Below are 13,816 nucleotides of genomic sequence, written 5' to 3' on the forward strand. Positions count from 1 at the left end.
GATGGGCAGCCTAAGGGCTGTCCCGCAGGTGCCCGGGCAGGGCGCGGCCCGCAGCACCCGGAGAGTGCCGTGCGATCCGGCGGACCACCGCCGGGGGGCGGGGCCGTCGGCCGTCGGCCGGACCGGTCCTTCAGCCCGGGCCGGCCCTCGGAGGGCCGGCCCGGACGTCCTGCTCAGACGAGGTCGAACCGGTCCAGGTTCATGACCTTGTCCCACGCGGCGACGAAGTCCTTCACGAACTTCTCCTTCGCGTCGTCGCTCGCGTAGACCTCGGCCACCGCGCGCAGTTCGGAGTTCGAGCCGAATACGAGGTCGGCGCGGCTTCCCGTCCACCGGACCTCGCCCGTGGCGGTGTCGCGGCCCTCGAACGTGCTCGCGTCGTCCGACGTGGCCTTCCACGTCGTGCCCATGTCGAGCAGGTTGACGAAGAAGTCGTTGGTCAGCGACCCGGGGGTATCGGTGAGAACACCGAGCGGCGACTGCCGGTAGTTGGCGCCCAGGACCCGCAGACCACCGACGAGGACCGTCAGTTCGGGGGCGCTGAGGGTCAGGAGGTTCGCCCGGTCGAGCAGCAGGTACTCGGCGGGCAGCCTGCTTCCCTTGCCGAGGTAGTTGCGGAAACCGTCGGCGGACGGCTCCAGCTCCACGAACGACTCCACGTCCGTCTGCTCCTGCGTCGCGTCCACGCGGCCCGGCGTGAAGGGGACCTCGACGGCGAAGCCGGCGTTCCCTGCGGCCCGCTCGACGGCTGCGGCGCCGGCGAGCACGATGAGGTCGGCGAGCGAGACCTGCTTCCCGCCGGACTGGGCGGAGTTGAAGGACTCCTGGATCTCCTGGAGGGCGCGCAGCACCGTCGCGAGGCGGTCCGGGTCGTTCACCTCCCAGCCGTTCTGCGGTTCGAGGCGGATGCGCGCGCCGTTGGCACCGCCGCGCTTGTCACTGCCGCGGAAGGACGAGGCGGACGCCCAGGCCGTGGAGACGAGTTCGGAGACGGACAGGTCCGAGGCGAGGATCCGCTCCTTGAGGGAGGCGATGTCTCCCGCGTCGACCAGCTCGTGCGTCCGGGCGGGCAGCGGGTCCTGCCACACCAGGGTCTCCGCCGGGACCTCAGGGCCGAGGTAGCGCACGACCGGGCCCATGTCGCGGTGGGTCAGCTTGAACCACGCGCGGGCGAACGCGTCGGCGAACTGGTCGGGGTTCTGGTGGAAGCGGCGCGAGATCTCCTCGTAGGCCGGGTCCAGCCGGAGCGAGAGGTCGGTCGTCAGCATCGTCGGCGCGTGGGTCTTGGACGGGTCGTGCGCGTCGGGGACCGTACCCGCGCCGGCGCCGTCCTTCGGCCGCCACTGGTGGGCGCCCGCGGGGCTCTTGAACAGCTCCCACTCGTAGCCGAACAGGATGTCGAAGAAGCTGTTGTCCCATGCGGTCGGGGTGTCGGTCCAGATGCCTTCCAGGCCGCTGGTGATCGTGTCGGCGCCCTTGCCCGTGCCGTACGTGCTGCGCCAGCCGAGGCCCTGCTGCTCGATCGACGCGGCCTCGGGGTCGTCGCCCACGCTGTCCGCCGGGCCCGCGCCGTGGGTCTTGCCGAAGGTGTGACCGCCCGCGATCAGGGCCACCGTCTCCTCGTCGTTCATGGCCATGCGGCGGAACGTCTCACGGATGTCGCGGGCCGCGGCGAGCGGGTCCGGAGTGCCGTTGGGTCCTTCGGGGTTGACGTAGATGAGGCCCATCTGCACCGCGCCGAGAGGGTTCTCGAGCTCCCGGTCCCCGGTGTAGCGCTCGTCGCCCAGCCAGGTGGTCTCGGGACCCCAGTAGACGTCCTCGTCGGGCTCCCACACGTCCGCGCGGCCGCCGCCGAAGCCGAAGGTCTCCAGACCCATCGTCTCCAGGGCGACGTTGCCGGTGAGGACGATGAGGTCGGCCCAGGAGAGGTTCTTGCCGTACTTCTTCTTGACCGGCCACAGCAGTCGGCGGGCCTTGTCGAGGCTCGCGTTGTCCGGCCAGCTGTTGAGCGGCGCGAAACGCTGCTGCCCGGCTCCCGCACCTCCGCGCCCGTCGCTGATCCGGTACGTGCCGGCACTGTGCCAGGCCATCCGGACCATGAACGGGCCGTAGTTGCCGAAGTCGGCGGGCCACCAGTCCTGCGACGTCGTCAGCACCTCGGCGATGTCGCGCTTCACCGCCGGGAGGTCGAGGCTCTTGAACGCCTCGGCGTAGTCGAAGTCCTCACCGAGAGGATTGGCCACGGCGGGGTTCTTGGCGAGGATCTTCAGGTTGAGCCGCTCCGGCCACCACTGGCGGTTTCCGCCGCCCTGGGTCGGGTGCGGCGCGCGACCGTGTGCGACCGGGCAGCCGCCGGCTTCCTCTGCCTTCGGGTCGGTGACGATCGCGTCGTGGTTCTCAGTCATGGAAATCCTTCCGGACGGGGCGGATCACGGTGCTGAGGAACTCGGACAGTGGGAAGGCCGGGTCCGGATGCAGGGGCGAGCGGCCCCTTCTCCTGAAGTCACGTACTTTTCCGCACTGCTGTCCTGTCCCTTGGCTGTCGACCGGAACTGATCCTACGATGGACATAGTCCAAGTCAATACGAACGACAGGCGTGTACGGATCCATTCGTCGGACAACGCACAGTTAGGCTGGTGGGCATGAGTGACCTGCTGCAACGGCTTCGCGCACGTGGCTGGCGGATGACAGCTCAACGCCGGGTGGTGGCCGAGGTACTCGCCGGCGATCACGTCCACTTCACCGCGGACGAGGTCCTCGCGCGCGCCACTTCCCGGCTGCCGGAGATATCCCGCGCCACCGTCTACAACACCCTCGGCGAACTCGTCTCGCTCGGCGAGGTGATCGAGGTGGCCACCGACGGCCGCGCCAAGCGGTACGACCCGAACGCCCACCACCCCCACCAGCACCTGGTCTGCTCCGGCTGCGGTGCCATCCGGGACGTCCACCCCTCCGGCGACCTGCTCGCCGAGCTGCCGGAGTCCGAACGCTTCGGCTTCACCGTCTCCGAGGCAGAGGTGACCTACCGCGGTCTGTGCCCGGACTGCGGACCCGCCTGATCGACGCGTACGGCCGACCGCTCCGGCGTAGGCTTCACCCACCATGAACGCGGCGGGGGCGGAGCACATGACGGCTGAGTCGGTACCGAGGTGGGGGTCGGCCCTCGACTCCGTGGTGGTGTACGCGCAGGGCGCGCTCTGCACTCGTCTGGCCCGGGGCTCGGTGCCCCCCGACGGCCGGGTGCGGGTGACGGGGCTGCCCCGCTCCCTGGACCCCGGCTCGCTGCGGGCCCGGGTCCTGGGAGCCTCCGGGGTACGGGTCACCGAGGCCCGGGTGGAGGTCGAGGCCGAGCTGCTCGCCCCGGACGCCCCGGAATCGCTGCGGCGCGAGTACGAGCGCCTGAGCGACGCATGCGCCGCGGCGCGGGGGCGCCGGGACCGGCAGCTGAGCGTGATCGAGGAGGTCAGGGCTCTCCACCCGGTTCCGCCCGCCCGCAAGCGCGACGACCCGCACCGGCGCACCCCCGCCGACGCGTGGCTGGAGCTCGCCGACTTCGTCGACGAGCGGCTGACGGGTCTGCACGACCGCCTGGTCGAGCTTGAGGAGGCGCTGCGCGGCGTCGAGCACGACCTCACGGTCGCCACGGACAGGCTGGAGCGCGAGTCCACCGACGCGCCGTCAGCGCACGTGGAGACCTCGGTCTGCGCGGTCCTGACCCTCGACGGCGCCACCGACGCGGGCGAGGCCGAGGTGGAATTGGAGTACGGGGTACCGGGCGCTGTCTGGGTGCCTGCGTACCGTCTCACCCACCGTCAGGGAGACGACAGCGGGAAGCTGATGCTGCGGGCCTCGGTCGCCCAGCGGACCGGCGAGGACTGGACCGGCGTACGCATCGCGCTGGCCACCGCCGACCTGCGGCGCCGTACCGATCTGCCGAGGCTCCGCTCGGTCCGGATCGGACGCAGCCAGCCCGCCCCCGCACCTTCCGGCTGGCGCGAACCCCCGGCCGGGCTCCTCGGCCTGTTCTCCGGATACGACGCGGCAGGCCCTGCGCCGGTCAGGACGACCGGGCCCGTCGCCGCCGGCCTGTGGCTGGGCTCCGTGGACGACTACGCGTCCGACGCCCTGCCGTCACCGCCCCCGCCGCCGGCGCCGCAGAGTTACGGTGGTCCGCCGGCGCCGGGCGGCGCTCCCCCGGAGACGTACGGCGCGGGGATGCCCGCACCCGCGCCCCCGGCCGGGGCCCAGCGCACCCGGGCACGTACCGGTGGCAGGTCCTTCACCGATGCCCCGGCAGCCATGGCGCCCCCGGCACCCGGCACGGCCGCGCCGCCGCCTCCGCTGCCGGCAGCGGGTCCGCCCCAGCCGAGCGGCGCCGAGCTGGACTACGCCGCCCTCACGCTGTGCGGTCCCGAGGAGCAGGCTGGTCGCCGGGGTCTGCTCTTCCCCGGCTCCCCCTTCGACCCGGTGGCCGCCGAGTACCGGCGCCGCGCCGAGGCGGTGGCAGCCCTGCCGCTGCCCGGACAGGCCGTGCGCCCCCGCGAGTCGGCGGGTTCGTTCGACCACCGTTTCGACGCCGCCGCACGTGCCGATGTCCCGTCGGACGGCACCTGGCACACCGTCACCGTCGGCGAGATCCCGGTCGGCCTGCGCACCGAGTACCTCTGCGTGCCGTCCGTGGAGCAGACCGTGTACGGCACGCTGGTGCTCTCCAACTCCACCGAGCAGGCACTGCTGGCCGGCCCGGTGGAGGTGTGCGTCGACGACGAGTTCCTGCTGACCGCCGCTCTGCCCACGCTGGCGCCCGGTGGTGTGAGCCGGGTGGGGCTCGGGCCGGCCGAGGGAATCCGGGTGACGCGCCGCACGAATCTGCACGAGTCGACCTCGGGCCTGCGCGGCAACACCACCGTGCTCGACCACCGCGTCCACGTGGAGCTGGCCAACCGGCTGTCACGTCCGGTCACCGTGGAGGTCCGCGAGCGGGTGCCGGTCACCTCCGAGCCGGATGTCAGGATCGAGGAGCGGGCCGACTGGACGGTACCCGAGGAGGGCGGGGCGCCCGACACACATGCGCCAGGTACCCGCGTCTGGCGACTGGACCTGCCCGCAGGCGCCACTGCCGTTCTCGACGGCGATTACGAGATCCGTATCCCGACCGTCAAGGCCCTGGCCGGCGGAAACCGCAGGAGCTGACACACCTCATGTCCACGGCCCCGAAGCCGATCGCCCTCCCCGTCACCGCCGTCACGTGTCTGGAGGACCGCGCCCACATCGAGCGCTCCGTCGTGCTCGACCTCGAGGCCGGGGTCCAGCGGCTGCGTCTCGGGCCGGTCAGTGCGCTGGCCGTCGACCGAACGCTCCATGCCGAGCTGACGTCCGATCACTCCGCGACCGTGCTCGACGTGCGGATCGTCCGCAGCTGGACGCCGCGCGAGCCTTCGCCGCCCACGGACGACGACTCCGCGCTGCGCCACCGCGTGCACACCCTCGAACAGGAGCAGCGGACCCTGGGGCAGCGGCGGGACCGGCTGAAGGCCCGCCTCGACCTGCTCGGGCGCCTCGCGACGGATCTGCTGCGGGACATCGGCGAAGGCGCGGGGTCCGGGGAGACGGAAGGGGCCCGCTGGACCCGGGAGCTGGACCGGGTGGATACCGAGCGCGACATACACGCCGAGCAACTCCGGACCGTGCAGGCCCGGCTGGCCGTCCTCGCTGCCGAACTCTCGGAGGTGCAGCGGGCGTTGCACCTGTCGGAGGACGAACCGGCCGAACTGGTCGGCCACATCGAGCTGACCGTGAGGAGCGCCGCCGCCGGGCCCGTCGGGCTGCGTCTGAGCCACCTCACCCCGTGCGCACTGTGGCGCCCCGCCTACCGGGCGGTGCTCGTCGGGGACGACCTGACTCTGGAGACCGACGCGATGGTCTGGCAGCGCACCGGTGAGGACTGGTCCGGTGTACGGCTGACCTTGTCGACGGCGCGTTCGGCACACGCCACCGATCCGCCTCGACTGGACGAGGACCGGCTGACGCTCAAGGACCGCTCCGCCGCGGAGCGCCGCACGGTCGAGGTCGAACTGCGCGAGGAGGAGATCAAAACCCTCGGACCGGCGACGGTGCTCGGCCTCCCCGGGGTGGACGACGGCGGTGAGGCACGGGTGCTGAGATCACCCGTGCCGGTCTCGGTCCCAGGTGACGGCGCGGCCCACCGGGTACGGCTGTCGGCCTTCACCGCGGCCGCACCGAGCGAGTACGCGTGTTCGCCGGAGTTGTCGCCCCTGGTCACCCGGGTCGTACGGTTCGACAACCGGTCCGGCCACGCGCTGCTCGCCGGGCCCGTGGACCTCATCCTCGGGAGCGGATTCAGCGGCCGCGGCACGCTGGACTTCACCGCCCCCGGCTCCCCCGTCGAGCTGGCCTTCGGCAGTTGCGACGACTACAGGGTGCTCAGGACCGCGGAGGAGTCCCGTGACACCGCGGGGATCACCCAGCGGACCGTGGTCACTCGCACGGTCCGGCTGCACCTGTCCCGGTTCTCCGCCCCCGGCGAGCACGGCGACCGGGTGGTCGCCGTCCGGGAACGCATCCCCGTCTCCGAGGTCTCGGCGGTGGACGTACGCCTGCACAACGATGCGTGCTCCCCTGCGCCGGACGTGGTCGATGCCGAGGGCATCGCCCGTTGGGACGTCAGCCTCCCGCCGGGCGGCCGTCGGACGGTCACGCTGGTGTACGAGCTGTCGGCGAGCGGCAAGGTCACCGGCCTCTGACATCCAGGGAGCCGGCGCGGACTCGGACGGAGCGCTGTCGGACCTCATCCGCCGGGGCCGCCTGTGTGCCCCCTGCGGCCCCTCCCCCGCGCGCCCGATGATTGCCGGAGGCCGACGATCGGACCGGAGTGCGGCCGGCCTCCACCGGACCGCGCGGCGGCAGGGGTCAGTAGTACTGAGCCATACAGAACTCGTGCCCTTCGGGATCGGCCATGACGACGACCACTCCCTCGTCGTATTCGTGCCGTTCACCGGTGAACCTGCCGCCGAGGCCTACCGCTTGGGCCATGCCCTGCTCGATGTCGTCGACCGCTACATCGAGGTGGAGGCGGACCTTTCCCTGCTGCGGCTCGGCCACCGGCTGGAAGACGAGGCGGGGCTGCGGGTCGTCGCGGTGGCCGAGGTAGATCCAGCCCGGCTCGGACGGCCCCTGCGGGCGGTCCAGCAGCGCGCTCCAGAAGCTCGCCACTCGTTCCACGTCGACGCAGTCGACCGTCACTCCGGCCCAGCGGTTCGTCATCTCGTCAGCACTCCAGAGTGGTCGGGTGAAGAGCCGCGGGCGGCACGGCCAGGTGCGACGAACGAAGGGGCGATCCGCGGCGCACGGCTCCAACTGGCCCTCGAAGCCTAAGGGCTGTCCGGCTCGTCACGTCTTCGGACGCGGAGAAGTGGGGGGGGAGGGGGCCCGGCCAGGCCGGGAAATTGCCCGGAGCGGCCGTGCGGGCCGAGGAACCGCCCTCGGCCGCGCGCGGAAATCCGCGTGCGATCATCCATCCATGAGCAGCGACCTGGAAGTAACCGCTCTGGCCGTCAACGTCGCGATCCCGCAGGCGCTCCGGTGGACGGACACTCGACGCGGTGAGGCGTTCACGCTGACCACACTCAACATCCGGCTCCTGCCGGACGGCCGCCTGGCCGCGAAGGCGTACGGCCGGCCGGTCGCCGGCGGACGGGGTGCATACGTGTCCTTCCCCGTGCCCGACGACCCCGAACTGGCGGCCCTGATCGCCGACGCTGCCGACCGCGCCGCGGCGTTGTGGGCCGCCCATCGCGGGCTCGGGTGAGATCGGTCCGGCTCCTCCTGCTCGCCGGCGCAGGCCATCCGGGGCCTGTACGACAGCGCGGGAGGCACGGAGGGACCCTGACGGGTCATCACCGTACCGAGGACCGCGCCGGATCGGTCGATGAAGGCCCGGCGCCGCCGGGTCAGCCCGCCTTCGGCGGCTTCTGCCCGTCGAAGGCGAAGAGGGTGTTCCTGGCCGCGGCCACGATCACGGCACGCCCCGCGACGGTGACGCGCGGGCTCGCGCCCTGCTCGCCCGTCAGACCCTCGGCCCGGGGGTCCGTGGTCCACAGAGGCGTTCCGTCGTTCGGCGACAGTGCGACCACCCGGCCGGTGGCCGAGCTGAAGTACACCGCGCCGGCTCCCGCCGCGGGGCCCGACGCACCTTCCACGCCGGTCTGCCGGGACCACTTCTTCCGGCCGGTCGCGGGGTCGAGCGCCGTGACGCGACCGGTCTGCCCGCTCACGTAGACGGTGCCGTCCGCCATGCCGGGCGTCCCCGCGTATGTCGCGGCCAGCCGGGAGTACGTGACTTTCCGCGAGGCCGGGTCGACCCGGACCACCCCGTCGTAGCCGGTCAGCGCCGTGGCCTCCCTGTGCTCCTGGAGCAGTACGAGCCTCCCGTCGGCGACGCCCATCGGCACGGCGGGGCCGTCGAGCGCGATGGGGCTGCCCAGCGCCCCCGATGCGCGGTCGACCGTGTACAGGGAGGGGTGGCGCACCTCGGAGGCATTGATCTCGGCGTCCGTCGCGCACATCGCGACGAGCTGCGGGCCCGCCGGCACGGGAGCACACCGCGTACCCGCGGGGAACGACGTCGTCCAGGTGGCCTCGCCGCCGTGGGCGTCCCGGGCCTCGAAGCGGGAGTTGGAAGCGTCGACCGTCACGACGGCGGAGCCGATCACGACGGCGTCCTGGGTCCGGCCCGTGACGGCCGTCGACTGGGCGCCCGACGGGACGGACCACAGCTCTCGGCCAGTGTCCGCGTCGACGGCCACCACCTCACTGGAGGGGTCCTGCGGGGCGTCCTGGGCGGCGAATCGGTAGCCGAGCACCGTGTCGTCCGTGGCGCCGACCAGGTGCATGCCCTGTACGGGGACCCCGGGGCTCTTCGCCGTCCACATCCGCGAGCCGTCCGCGGGCCTGATGCGAGTCGCGACAACACCGCCGCCCCCGCAGAACAGCGCTTCGCCGCGCGCGACGCAGCGCAACTCGTCGGGAATGTTCTCGCCACCGGGCTGCACGGTCGTGCGCCATGGTGAGAAGCCGTCCGGAAGCGCGGCGGCAGGTGCCGCCACGCTGTCACCCTTGTCGCCACCGCCGTTTCCCTCGGAGTCGCCCACCTTCAGCGCGGCGGCTCCGCCGCCGATCGCTGCCACGGCGACCGCCGCCGCGAGCGCGGGCCGCCATCGGTTGCGCAGACGTCGCCCGATCGGAGTGCCGGTGCTCCCCGCGCCGGAACCGGCCGGGGAGGTCGGCACCGGGGTGGGCCGCGTCGCGAAGTGGTGCTGGGTGTCCATGTCGCGGGTGCGATGGGCGCCGGCCCCGTCCGTCCCGGTCCCGCCGAGGTCGGCCGGCAGGTCCCGCAGCAGCACGAGGAGTTCGTCCGCCGAGGGACGCCCCTCGGGTTCCTTGTCCAGGCACGGCTCGACGACGGCGCGCAGCCCCACCGGGACGGCGTCCAGCGACGGTTCCTCGTGCACCACCTGATACGCGGTCATGTACGGGCTGTCCGCATCGAAGGGTCCGTGCCCCGTCGCCGCGTACACCAGCAGCGTCCCCAGCGAGAAGACGTCGGACCGCGGTCCCACCCCGCGCGGCGCCTGCAGCTGTTCCGGCGACATGAAGGGCGGCGTACCGATGACCCGCCCTGTCATCGTCAGCGTCTGCTGGTCGACGGCGCGCGAGATACCGAAGTCGATGACGCGTGGGCCCTCGGGCGAGAGCACGACGTTCGAGGGCTTCAGATCGCGGTGGACGACCCCCACCCGGTGGATGTCGCGCAGCGCCTCCGCAAGCCCGATGGCGAGCCTCCTCAGCTCCCCTCCGTTCAGCGGGCCGTCCGCCGCGATGCGCTGGGCGAGCGTGTGACCCTCGATGTAGGTCGTGGCCATCCACGGCTGCTCGGCCTCGGGGGCGGCGTCGACCACGGCGGCGGTGAACGCGCCGCTCACCCGCCTCGCCGCTGCCACCTCCTGCCGGAAGCGGATGCGGAACTCCTCGTCCCCCGCGAACTGCTGGTGGATCAGCTTGATCGCAACAGGCCGCCCCGAACTCGTACGGGCCAGAAAGACCGTGCCCATGCCGCCCGAACCGAGCCGGGCCTCGAGCGGATAGCCGCCGATCTCGGCTGGATCACCTCCGCGCAGCGACACTCTTGCCGTCCTCCTGTCCCCCGTGCTTTTCAGCCACCACGGGTTGGCGTACCTGTCCTGCACACAAACTAGTCGCAGGGCGGTGCGGCGGAGCAAAGCGGGTGACGAAGAAGGAGCCCGGCGCTGCCTCCGCTCCTCGCCGCGGAGGTGCGCCGAAGCTGCTTCTCCCTTACGGGGCCTCCTGCTTGGCGGCCTTCGCCCGGTCGCCCTCCGGCATCGCGGCCCTCACCAGCTCCGCGGAGCGGATGGTGCGCGTGGCTCGCGAGACCCTCAGCCGCACCTGGGCGCCGGTGGCGATGCCCTGGGAGGCCGCGGGCAGGGCCCAGGCGGTGGTCAGGTCCGTGTTTCCCTCGTCCAGGACCAGGAAACGGGCCGCCCCCTTGCCCTTGCGCGACTCCATCCGCAGCACTTCACCGGTGATCGTGTCGGGCTCCCGGCGCTCCAGACACGCGAGTACCAGGAAGTACGCCGCCAGCGCGCCGAAGATGACGATCGCGGCCGATTCGACGAGCAGGGGCCCGTCATGGGCCGCCGCATCGACGAACCAGCCGTCGCTGTCCCGCGCGAAGTTGCCGGGCATCATCGCAAGGAACGCCAGGAGCAGCGTCCAGCGGCTGAACTTGCCGGCGACCACGAGCCCGAGCAGCACGCTGCCCACCCAGCCGGCGCTCAGCACCAGTCCGGCCTGGCGGAACGAGCCGTCGCCGTGCGCGTCGGCCGCGACCGCCCAGTCCGGCTGCCGCAGCACCGCGAAGGCACAGAGGCCCACCGCGACCACGCCCGCGCCGGACGCGAAATGCAGGAGCCGCCTCGTCGAGTCGCCGAACCCGGGGCGCAGCCGCGGGTAGCGGATCCGTACCGGGCGCCAGGCCCCTCCGTACGCGGACCAGACGCGTCGTCGGTCGCCGGAGTCGAAGCCGAGGAGCCGGCTGGTCAGGCTGGTGACGCCGAGCGCGGTCCCGTACGCGAGATAGCGGTCCCACACCGTCACGGCTGCGGGCGGCAGGCGGGCGAAGTCCTCGTGCGCGGTCAGCCAGGCTCGCAGTCCGGCCCAGTGCCCGGCGCGTTCCAGGCCCTGCGGTGTGGCGCGCTCTCCCAGCGACTTGCCGAGCAGGAACATCAGCACGAGCGCCGGGGCCAGACCGGCGGCGAGCGCGCCGCGCACGTTGTGCCCTCCCACGACCGCGGCCACGGCGAACAGCGCGCCGGGCACGAAGGCACCGATGAGCAGGGCGCTGCCGAGCCAGCGCGCGAACCGGAAACGGGACAGTCCGCGCAGCCGGGCCTCGGCGATGATCTCCCGGCGCAGCTCCGCGTTCCAGGCGGCAGCGCGCTTGACGTCACGGAAGGCGATGGCCCCGATGGGCGCGCCGCCGTTGGTCGCGCGGGCGGCGACGCGGTCCAGCACCCGTTGCTCGTACGGCATCAGCGCCGGCACCGTCCGGCCGGCCTCGGTGACGTGAACGCTGCTGCGGGCCGGGTCGTCGCCCGGCTGCCGCAGCTCGACGAGACCGCGGGCCGCGAGATCCAGCAGGGTCGCCGCGGCAGCATGCTCCACGCCGCGCCAGTTGTTGCCGAGGAGGCTGACGAGGGCCGGCGGCTCAGGATCGTCCCCGAGTTCCTGGGTCGCCGGCCCGGGCGTGACCACGCCGTTGCGGGTGGCGACCAGTGCGCACCCGAAGGCGACGAGCCAGAGCACGATCAGGCCGGCGCCGCCCCAGTAGAGCTGTTCGGTGAGTGTCACGCGAATCTCACCTGGACCGCGTCCTGCGCCGCACCGGCGGCCTCGAAGTACTCCCGCCGCCCGTGCGCTCCGCCCAGCCCTGCCACGAGGTTCCCGGGGAAGCTCTCCAGAGCGGTGTGGTAGCTCTGCACGGCGCTGTTGTAGAACTGCCGCGCGTACGCGATCTTGTCCTCCGCCGACCTCAACTCGGCCTGCACCGTACTGAAGTGCTGATCCGCTTTGAGGTCCGGATAGTTCTCACCGAGCGCGAACAGCCTCCCCAGCGTCGCGGTGAGCGCGTCCTCGGCGGCCGCCCGCTCCGTGATGCCGAGGCCGCCGCTCAGGGCCTCCCCTCGCGCGGCGGTGACCGCTTCGAATGTGCCGCGCTCGTGAGCTGCGTAGCCGCGCGCCCCCTCGACGAGGTTCGGTATCAGCTCATGCCGCCGCTTCAACTGCACGTCGATCTGTGCCCACGAAGCCTGCGTCTGATTCCTCAGCCGGACGAGGCGGTTGTAGGTCCTGACGACCCACCACACGACCACGACCACCGATACCGCAACGATCCCGCCCACGATGACACCCATGGCGTCGCCCCCAGAGGCCTAAAAGATCCGACCCCCCTGGCCGATCGACGTGATCATATTCCGGCCGTCAAGGCCCGCACGGCCGGGGGCGCCCGGCCGCGGAATTCCGGGTTCCTGCCGCGCCGATCCGGAGCGAATTCACCGCCGAGCGGTAGGGATGCCGTCTGCGACGGGGCGCGATTGCCATGTGACGGTCGTGGTCGAGCCGCTCGCGGAGGCGTCCCATGTCCCGGGCCGGGACCACGGGAGTCGTTCCCGTGGTCCCGGCCCGTCCCGGGTTTCGGGCCCCCGAGATCTCCCCCGTGCTCATTCCGCCCTGCGCGGCACGACAGGAGACCCGCGAGAGAGGGGCCCGGACGCCGCCCTGCCCCGGCCGGAGTGGGGTCGCCTTCCTCCGCCCTCCGCCCGCTTCGGGCCACTTCCGGCCGAGCCTCAGCCGACGACCCCGTCGTGTCGAGGTTTCGGCTCACCCGGTGGAACGAAGCAGGCGGTGACGGTCTTGCCCGACGCCTGCAGATGTGTGGTCCAGGCGTCGGCAAGGGCGTCGACGATGGCCAGTCCGCGTCCCCCGGTCGTCGTGAGGTCTTCCGACTGCTTGGCGGGGGGCAGGGGGTCGGAGTCATGGACGCTCACGTGCAGGCAGTGGCTGTCCCAGGTCAGAACCAGCTGGGCGTCGCTGTGGGCGTGCACGTGCGCATTGGTGATCAGCTCGGAGACACTGAGCAGTATCGCGTCCACCGTCTCGGGGGCGTCCCTGGTCCAGCCGAGGGACGCCAGGTGCTCCCGCGTCCACCGACGGCCGGCCCGCACTCCCTGCGACACCGGAAACGACTGCGCCCATCCCATCGCGCGCAACGACGTGTCCTTCACCATCGCTCCTCCCTCACTCGGATCTCCTCACCCCCGCCTACCCCCGCCTTCGAAGCACACCCCGGCGACCCGTCCCCCGGACCGCAGCGCCGTGAAACCACAGCGCGAGGTCTGTTCCCGGGATGTCAGGGCACACGTACCTCACCCCTTCGAGAGGAGCACCCCATGCTCGGCATAGCCGCGGCCGTCCTGTTCGGTATCGCGTTCCTGATCAACGCAGCAGACATCACGACCAACGACGTCTTCTCCTCCGTGAACGTCATGCTCCTGGGCCTGACACTTCTTGCCCTGCACGTCGCGGGAATCGGAGCCGGCCGCCCCTCCCGCAGACGCTGACGGCGCCGACGGAGACCCGGCGGGGGCGGGACGCTCATCGAACTCCCTTCCCGCACCGCGCGGAACAGCCTTGGCCCCGAAGCGCTTCGGGGCCAAGGCT

At 72.2% G+C, this 13,816-nt stretch carries 11 protein-coding genes; 5 read left to right on the forward strand and 6 right to left on the reverse strand.

All coding sequences use genetic code 11. The features are described from left to right. Nucleotides 1-173: 173 nt before the first annotated feature. Nucleotides 174-2,405 carry a catalase/peroxidase HPI gene (katG, locus tag ABZ434_RS31240; RefSeq protein WP_359143685.1) on the reverse strand — a complete coding sequence of 744 codons (2,232 nt, stop codon included), beginning with the start codon at nucleotides 2,403-2,405 and terminating at the stop codon, nucleotides 174-176. A 238-nt stretch (nucleotides 2,406-2,643) separates the two neighbouring features. Here katG and ABZ434_RS31245 point away from each other — a divergent pair, with 238 nt between their 5' ends. From ABZ434_RS31245 to ABZ434_RS31255, 3 genes are all read left to right on the forward strand, one after another. Beyond that, nucleotides 2,644-3,060 (forward strand): Fur family transcriptional regulator, encoded by a 417-nt coding sequence (locus ABZ434_RS31245; RefSeq protein ID WP_359143688.1) that lies wholly within the window; start codon nucleotides 2,644-2,646, stop codon nucleotides 3,058-3,060. Between the two features lie 67 nt (nucleotides 3,061-3,127). Beyond that, a complete protein-coding gene (locus ABZ434_RS31250) occupies nucleotides 3,128-5,194 on the forward strand; it encodes a DUF4139 domain-containing protein (RefSeq protein ID WP_359143691.1) in 2,067 nt (688 codons plus the stop codon). 8 nt (nucleotides 5,195-5,202) lie between these two features. Then, a complete protein-coding gene (locus ABZ434_RS31255; RefSeq protein ID WP_359143694.1) occupies nucleotides 5,203-6,765 on the forward strand; it encodes a mucoidy inhibitor MuiA family protein in 1,563 nt (520 codons plus the stop codon). A gap of 166 nt (nucleotides 6,766-6,931) precedes the next feature. On the opposite strand, the gene ABZ434_RS31260 is transcribed toward ABZ434_RS31255, so the two are convergent. Next, on the reverse strand, nucleotides 6,932-7,285 hold the full coding sequence (locus ABZ434_RS31260) for a VOC family protein (RefSeq protein WP_359143697.1): 354 nt from the start codon (nucleotides 7,283-7,285) through the stop codon (nucleotides 6,932-6,934). Between the two features lie 256 nt (nucleotides 7,286-7,541). On the opposite strand from ABZ434_RS31260, the gene ABZ434_RS31265 reads away from it, so the two are divergent. Beyond that, nucleotides 7,542-7,829, forward strand: coding sequence for a hypothetical protein (locus ABZ434_RS31265; RefSeq protein WP_359143700.1), 288 nt, complete (start codon nucleotides 7,542-7,544; stop codon nucleotides 7,827-7,829). 142 nt (nucleotides 7,830-7,971) lie between these two features. On the opposite strand, the gene ABZ434_RS31270 is transcribed toward ABZ434_RS31265, so the two are convergent. The 4 genes from ABZ434_RS31270 to ABZ434_RS31285 form a co-directional block, all read right to left on the reverse strand. After that, a complete protein-coding gene (locus tag ABZ434_RS31270) occupies nucleotides 7,972-10,203 on the reverse strand; it encodes a serine/threonine-protein kinase (RefSeq protein ID WP_359143703.1) in 2,232 nt (743 codons plus the stop codon). Nucleotides 10,204-10,372: 169 nt separating this feature from the next. After that, on the reverse strand, nucleotides 10,373-11,947 hold the full coding sequence (locus ABZ434_RS31275; protein ID WP_359143706.1) for a hypothetical protein: 1,575 nt from the start codon (nucleotides 11,945-11,947) through the stop codon (nucleotides 10,373-10,375). Next, nucleotides 11,944-12,510: a LemA family protein gene (locus ABZ434_RS31280; RefSeq protein ID WP_359143709.1), complete on the reverse strand. Its 567-nt coding sequence runs from the start codon at nucleotides 12,508-12,510 to the stop codon at nucleotides 11,944-11,946. Before ABZ434_RS31280 ends, ABZ434_RS31275 begins: the two co-directional genes overlap by 4 nt. 432 nt (nucleotides 12,511-12,942) lie before the next feature. Continuing rightward, nucleotides 12,943-13,383, reverse strand: a complete 441-nt coding sequence (locus ABZ434_RS31285) for an ATP-binding protein (protein WP_359143712.1) — start codon at nucleotides 13,381-13,383, stop codon at nucleotides 12,943-12,945. Between the two features lie 162 nt (nucleotides 13,384-13,545). Here ABZ434_RS31285 and ABZ434_RS31290 point away from each other — a divergent pair, with 162 nt between their 5' ends. Further along, nucleotides 13,546-13,716: a hypothetical protein gene (locus ABZ434_RS31290; RefSeq protein WP_356318651.1), complete on the forward strand. Its 171-nt coding sequence runs from the start codon at nucleotides 13,546-13,548 to the stop codon at nucleotides 13,714-13,716. Nucleotides 13,717-13,816 lie beyond the last annotated feature (100 nt).

This window comes from Streptomyces sp. NPDC005761 (assembly GCF_040630635.1).
In the GTDB taxonomy this organism is placed as follows: Bacteria; Actinomycetota; Actinomycetes; order Streptomycetales; family Streptomycetaceae; genus Streptomyces.

What these genes read in the sequence shown, in the direction of transcription:
- ABZ434_RS31260 (WP_359143697.1), bottom strand. Translation starts at nt 7,285, where the DNA reads ATGACGAACCGCTGGGCCGGAGTGACGGTCGACTGCGTCGACGTGGAA.
- katG (WP_359143685.1), bottom strand. Translation starts at nt 2,405, where the DNA reads ATGACTGAGAACCACGACGCGATCGTCACCGACCCGAAGGCAGAGGAA.
- ABZ434_RS31250 (WP_359143691.1), top strand. Translation starts at nt 3,128, where the DNA reads ATGACGGCTGAGTCGGTACCGAGGTGGGGGTCGGCCCTCGACTCCGTG.
- ABZ434_RS31290 (WP_356318651.1), top strand. Translation starts at nt 13,546, where the DNA reads ATGCTCGGCATAGCCGCGGCCGTCCTGTTCGGTATCGCGTTCCTGATC.
- ABZ434_RS31255 (WP_359143694.1), top strand. Translation starts at nt 5,203, where the DNA reads ATGTCCACGGCCCCGAAGCCGATCGCCCTCCCCGTCACCGCCGTCACG.
- ABZ434_RS31245 (WP_359143688.1), top strand. Translation starts at nt 2,644, where the DNA reads ATGAGTGACCTGCTGCAACGGCTTCGCGCACGTGGCTGGCGGATGACA.
- ABZ434_RS31280 (WP_359143709.1), bottom strand. Translation starts at nt 12,510, where the DNA reads ATGGGTGTCATCGTGGGCGGGATCGTTGCGGTATCGGTGGTCGTGGTC.
- ABZ434_RS31265 (WP_359143700.1), top strand. Translation starts at nt 7,542, where the DNA reads ATGAGCAGCGACCTGGAAGTAACCGCTCTGGCCGTCAACGTCGCGATC.
- ABZ434_RS31285 (WP_359143712.1), bottom strand. Translation starts at nt 13,383, where the DNA reads ATGGTGAAGGACACGTCGTTGCGCGCGATGGGATGGGCGCAGTCGTTT.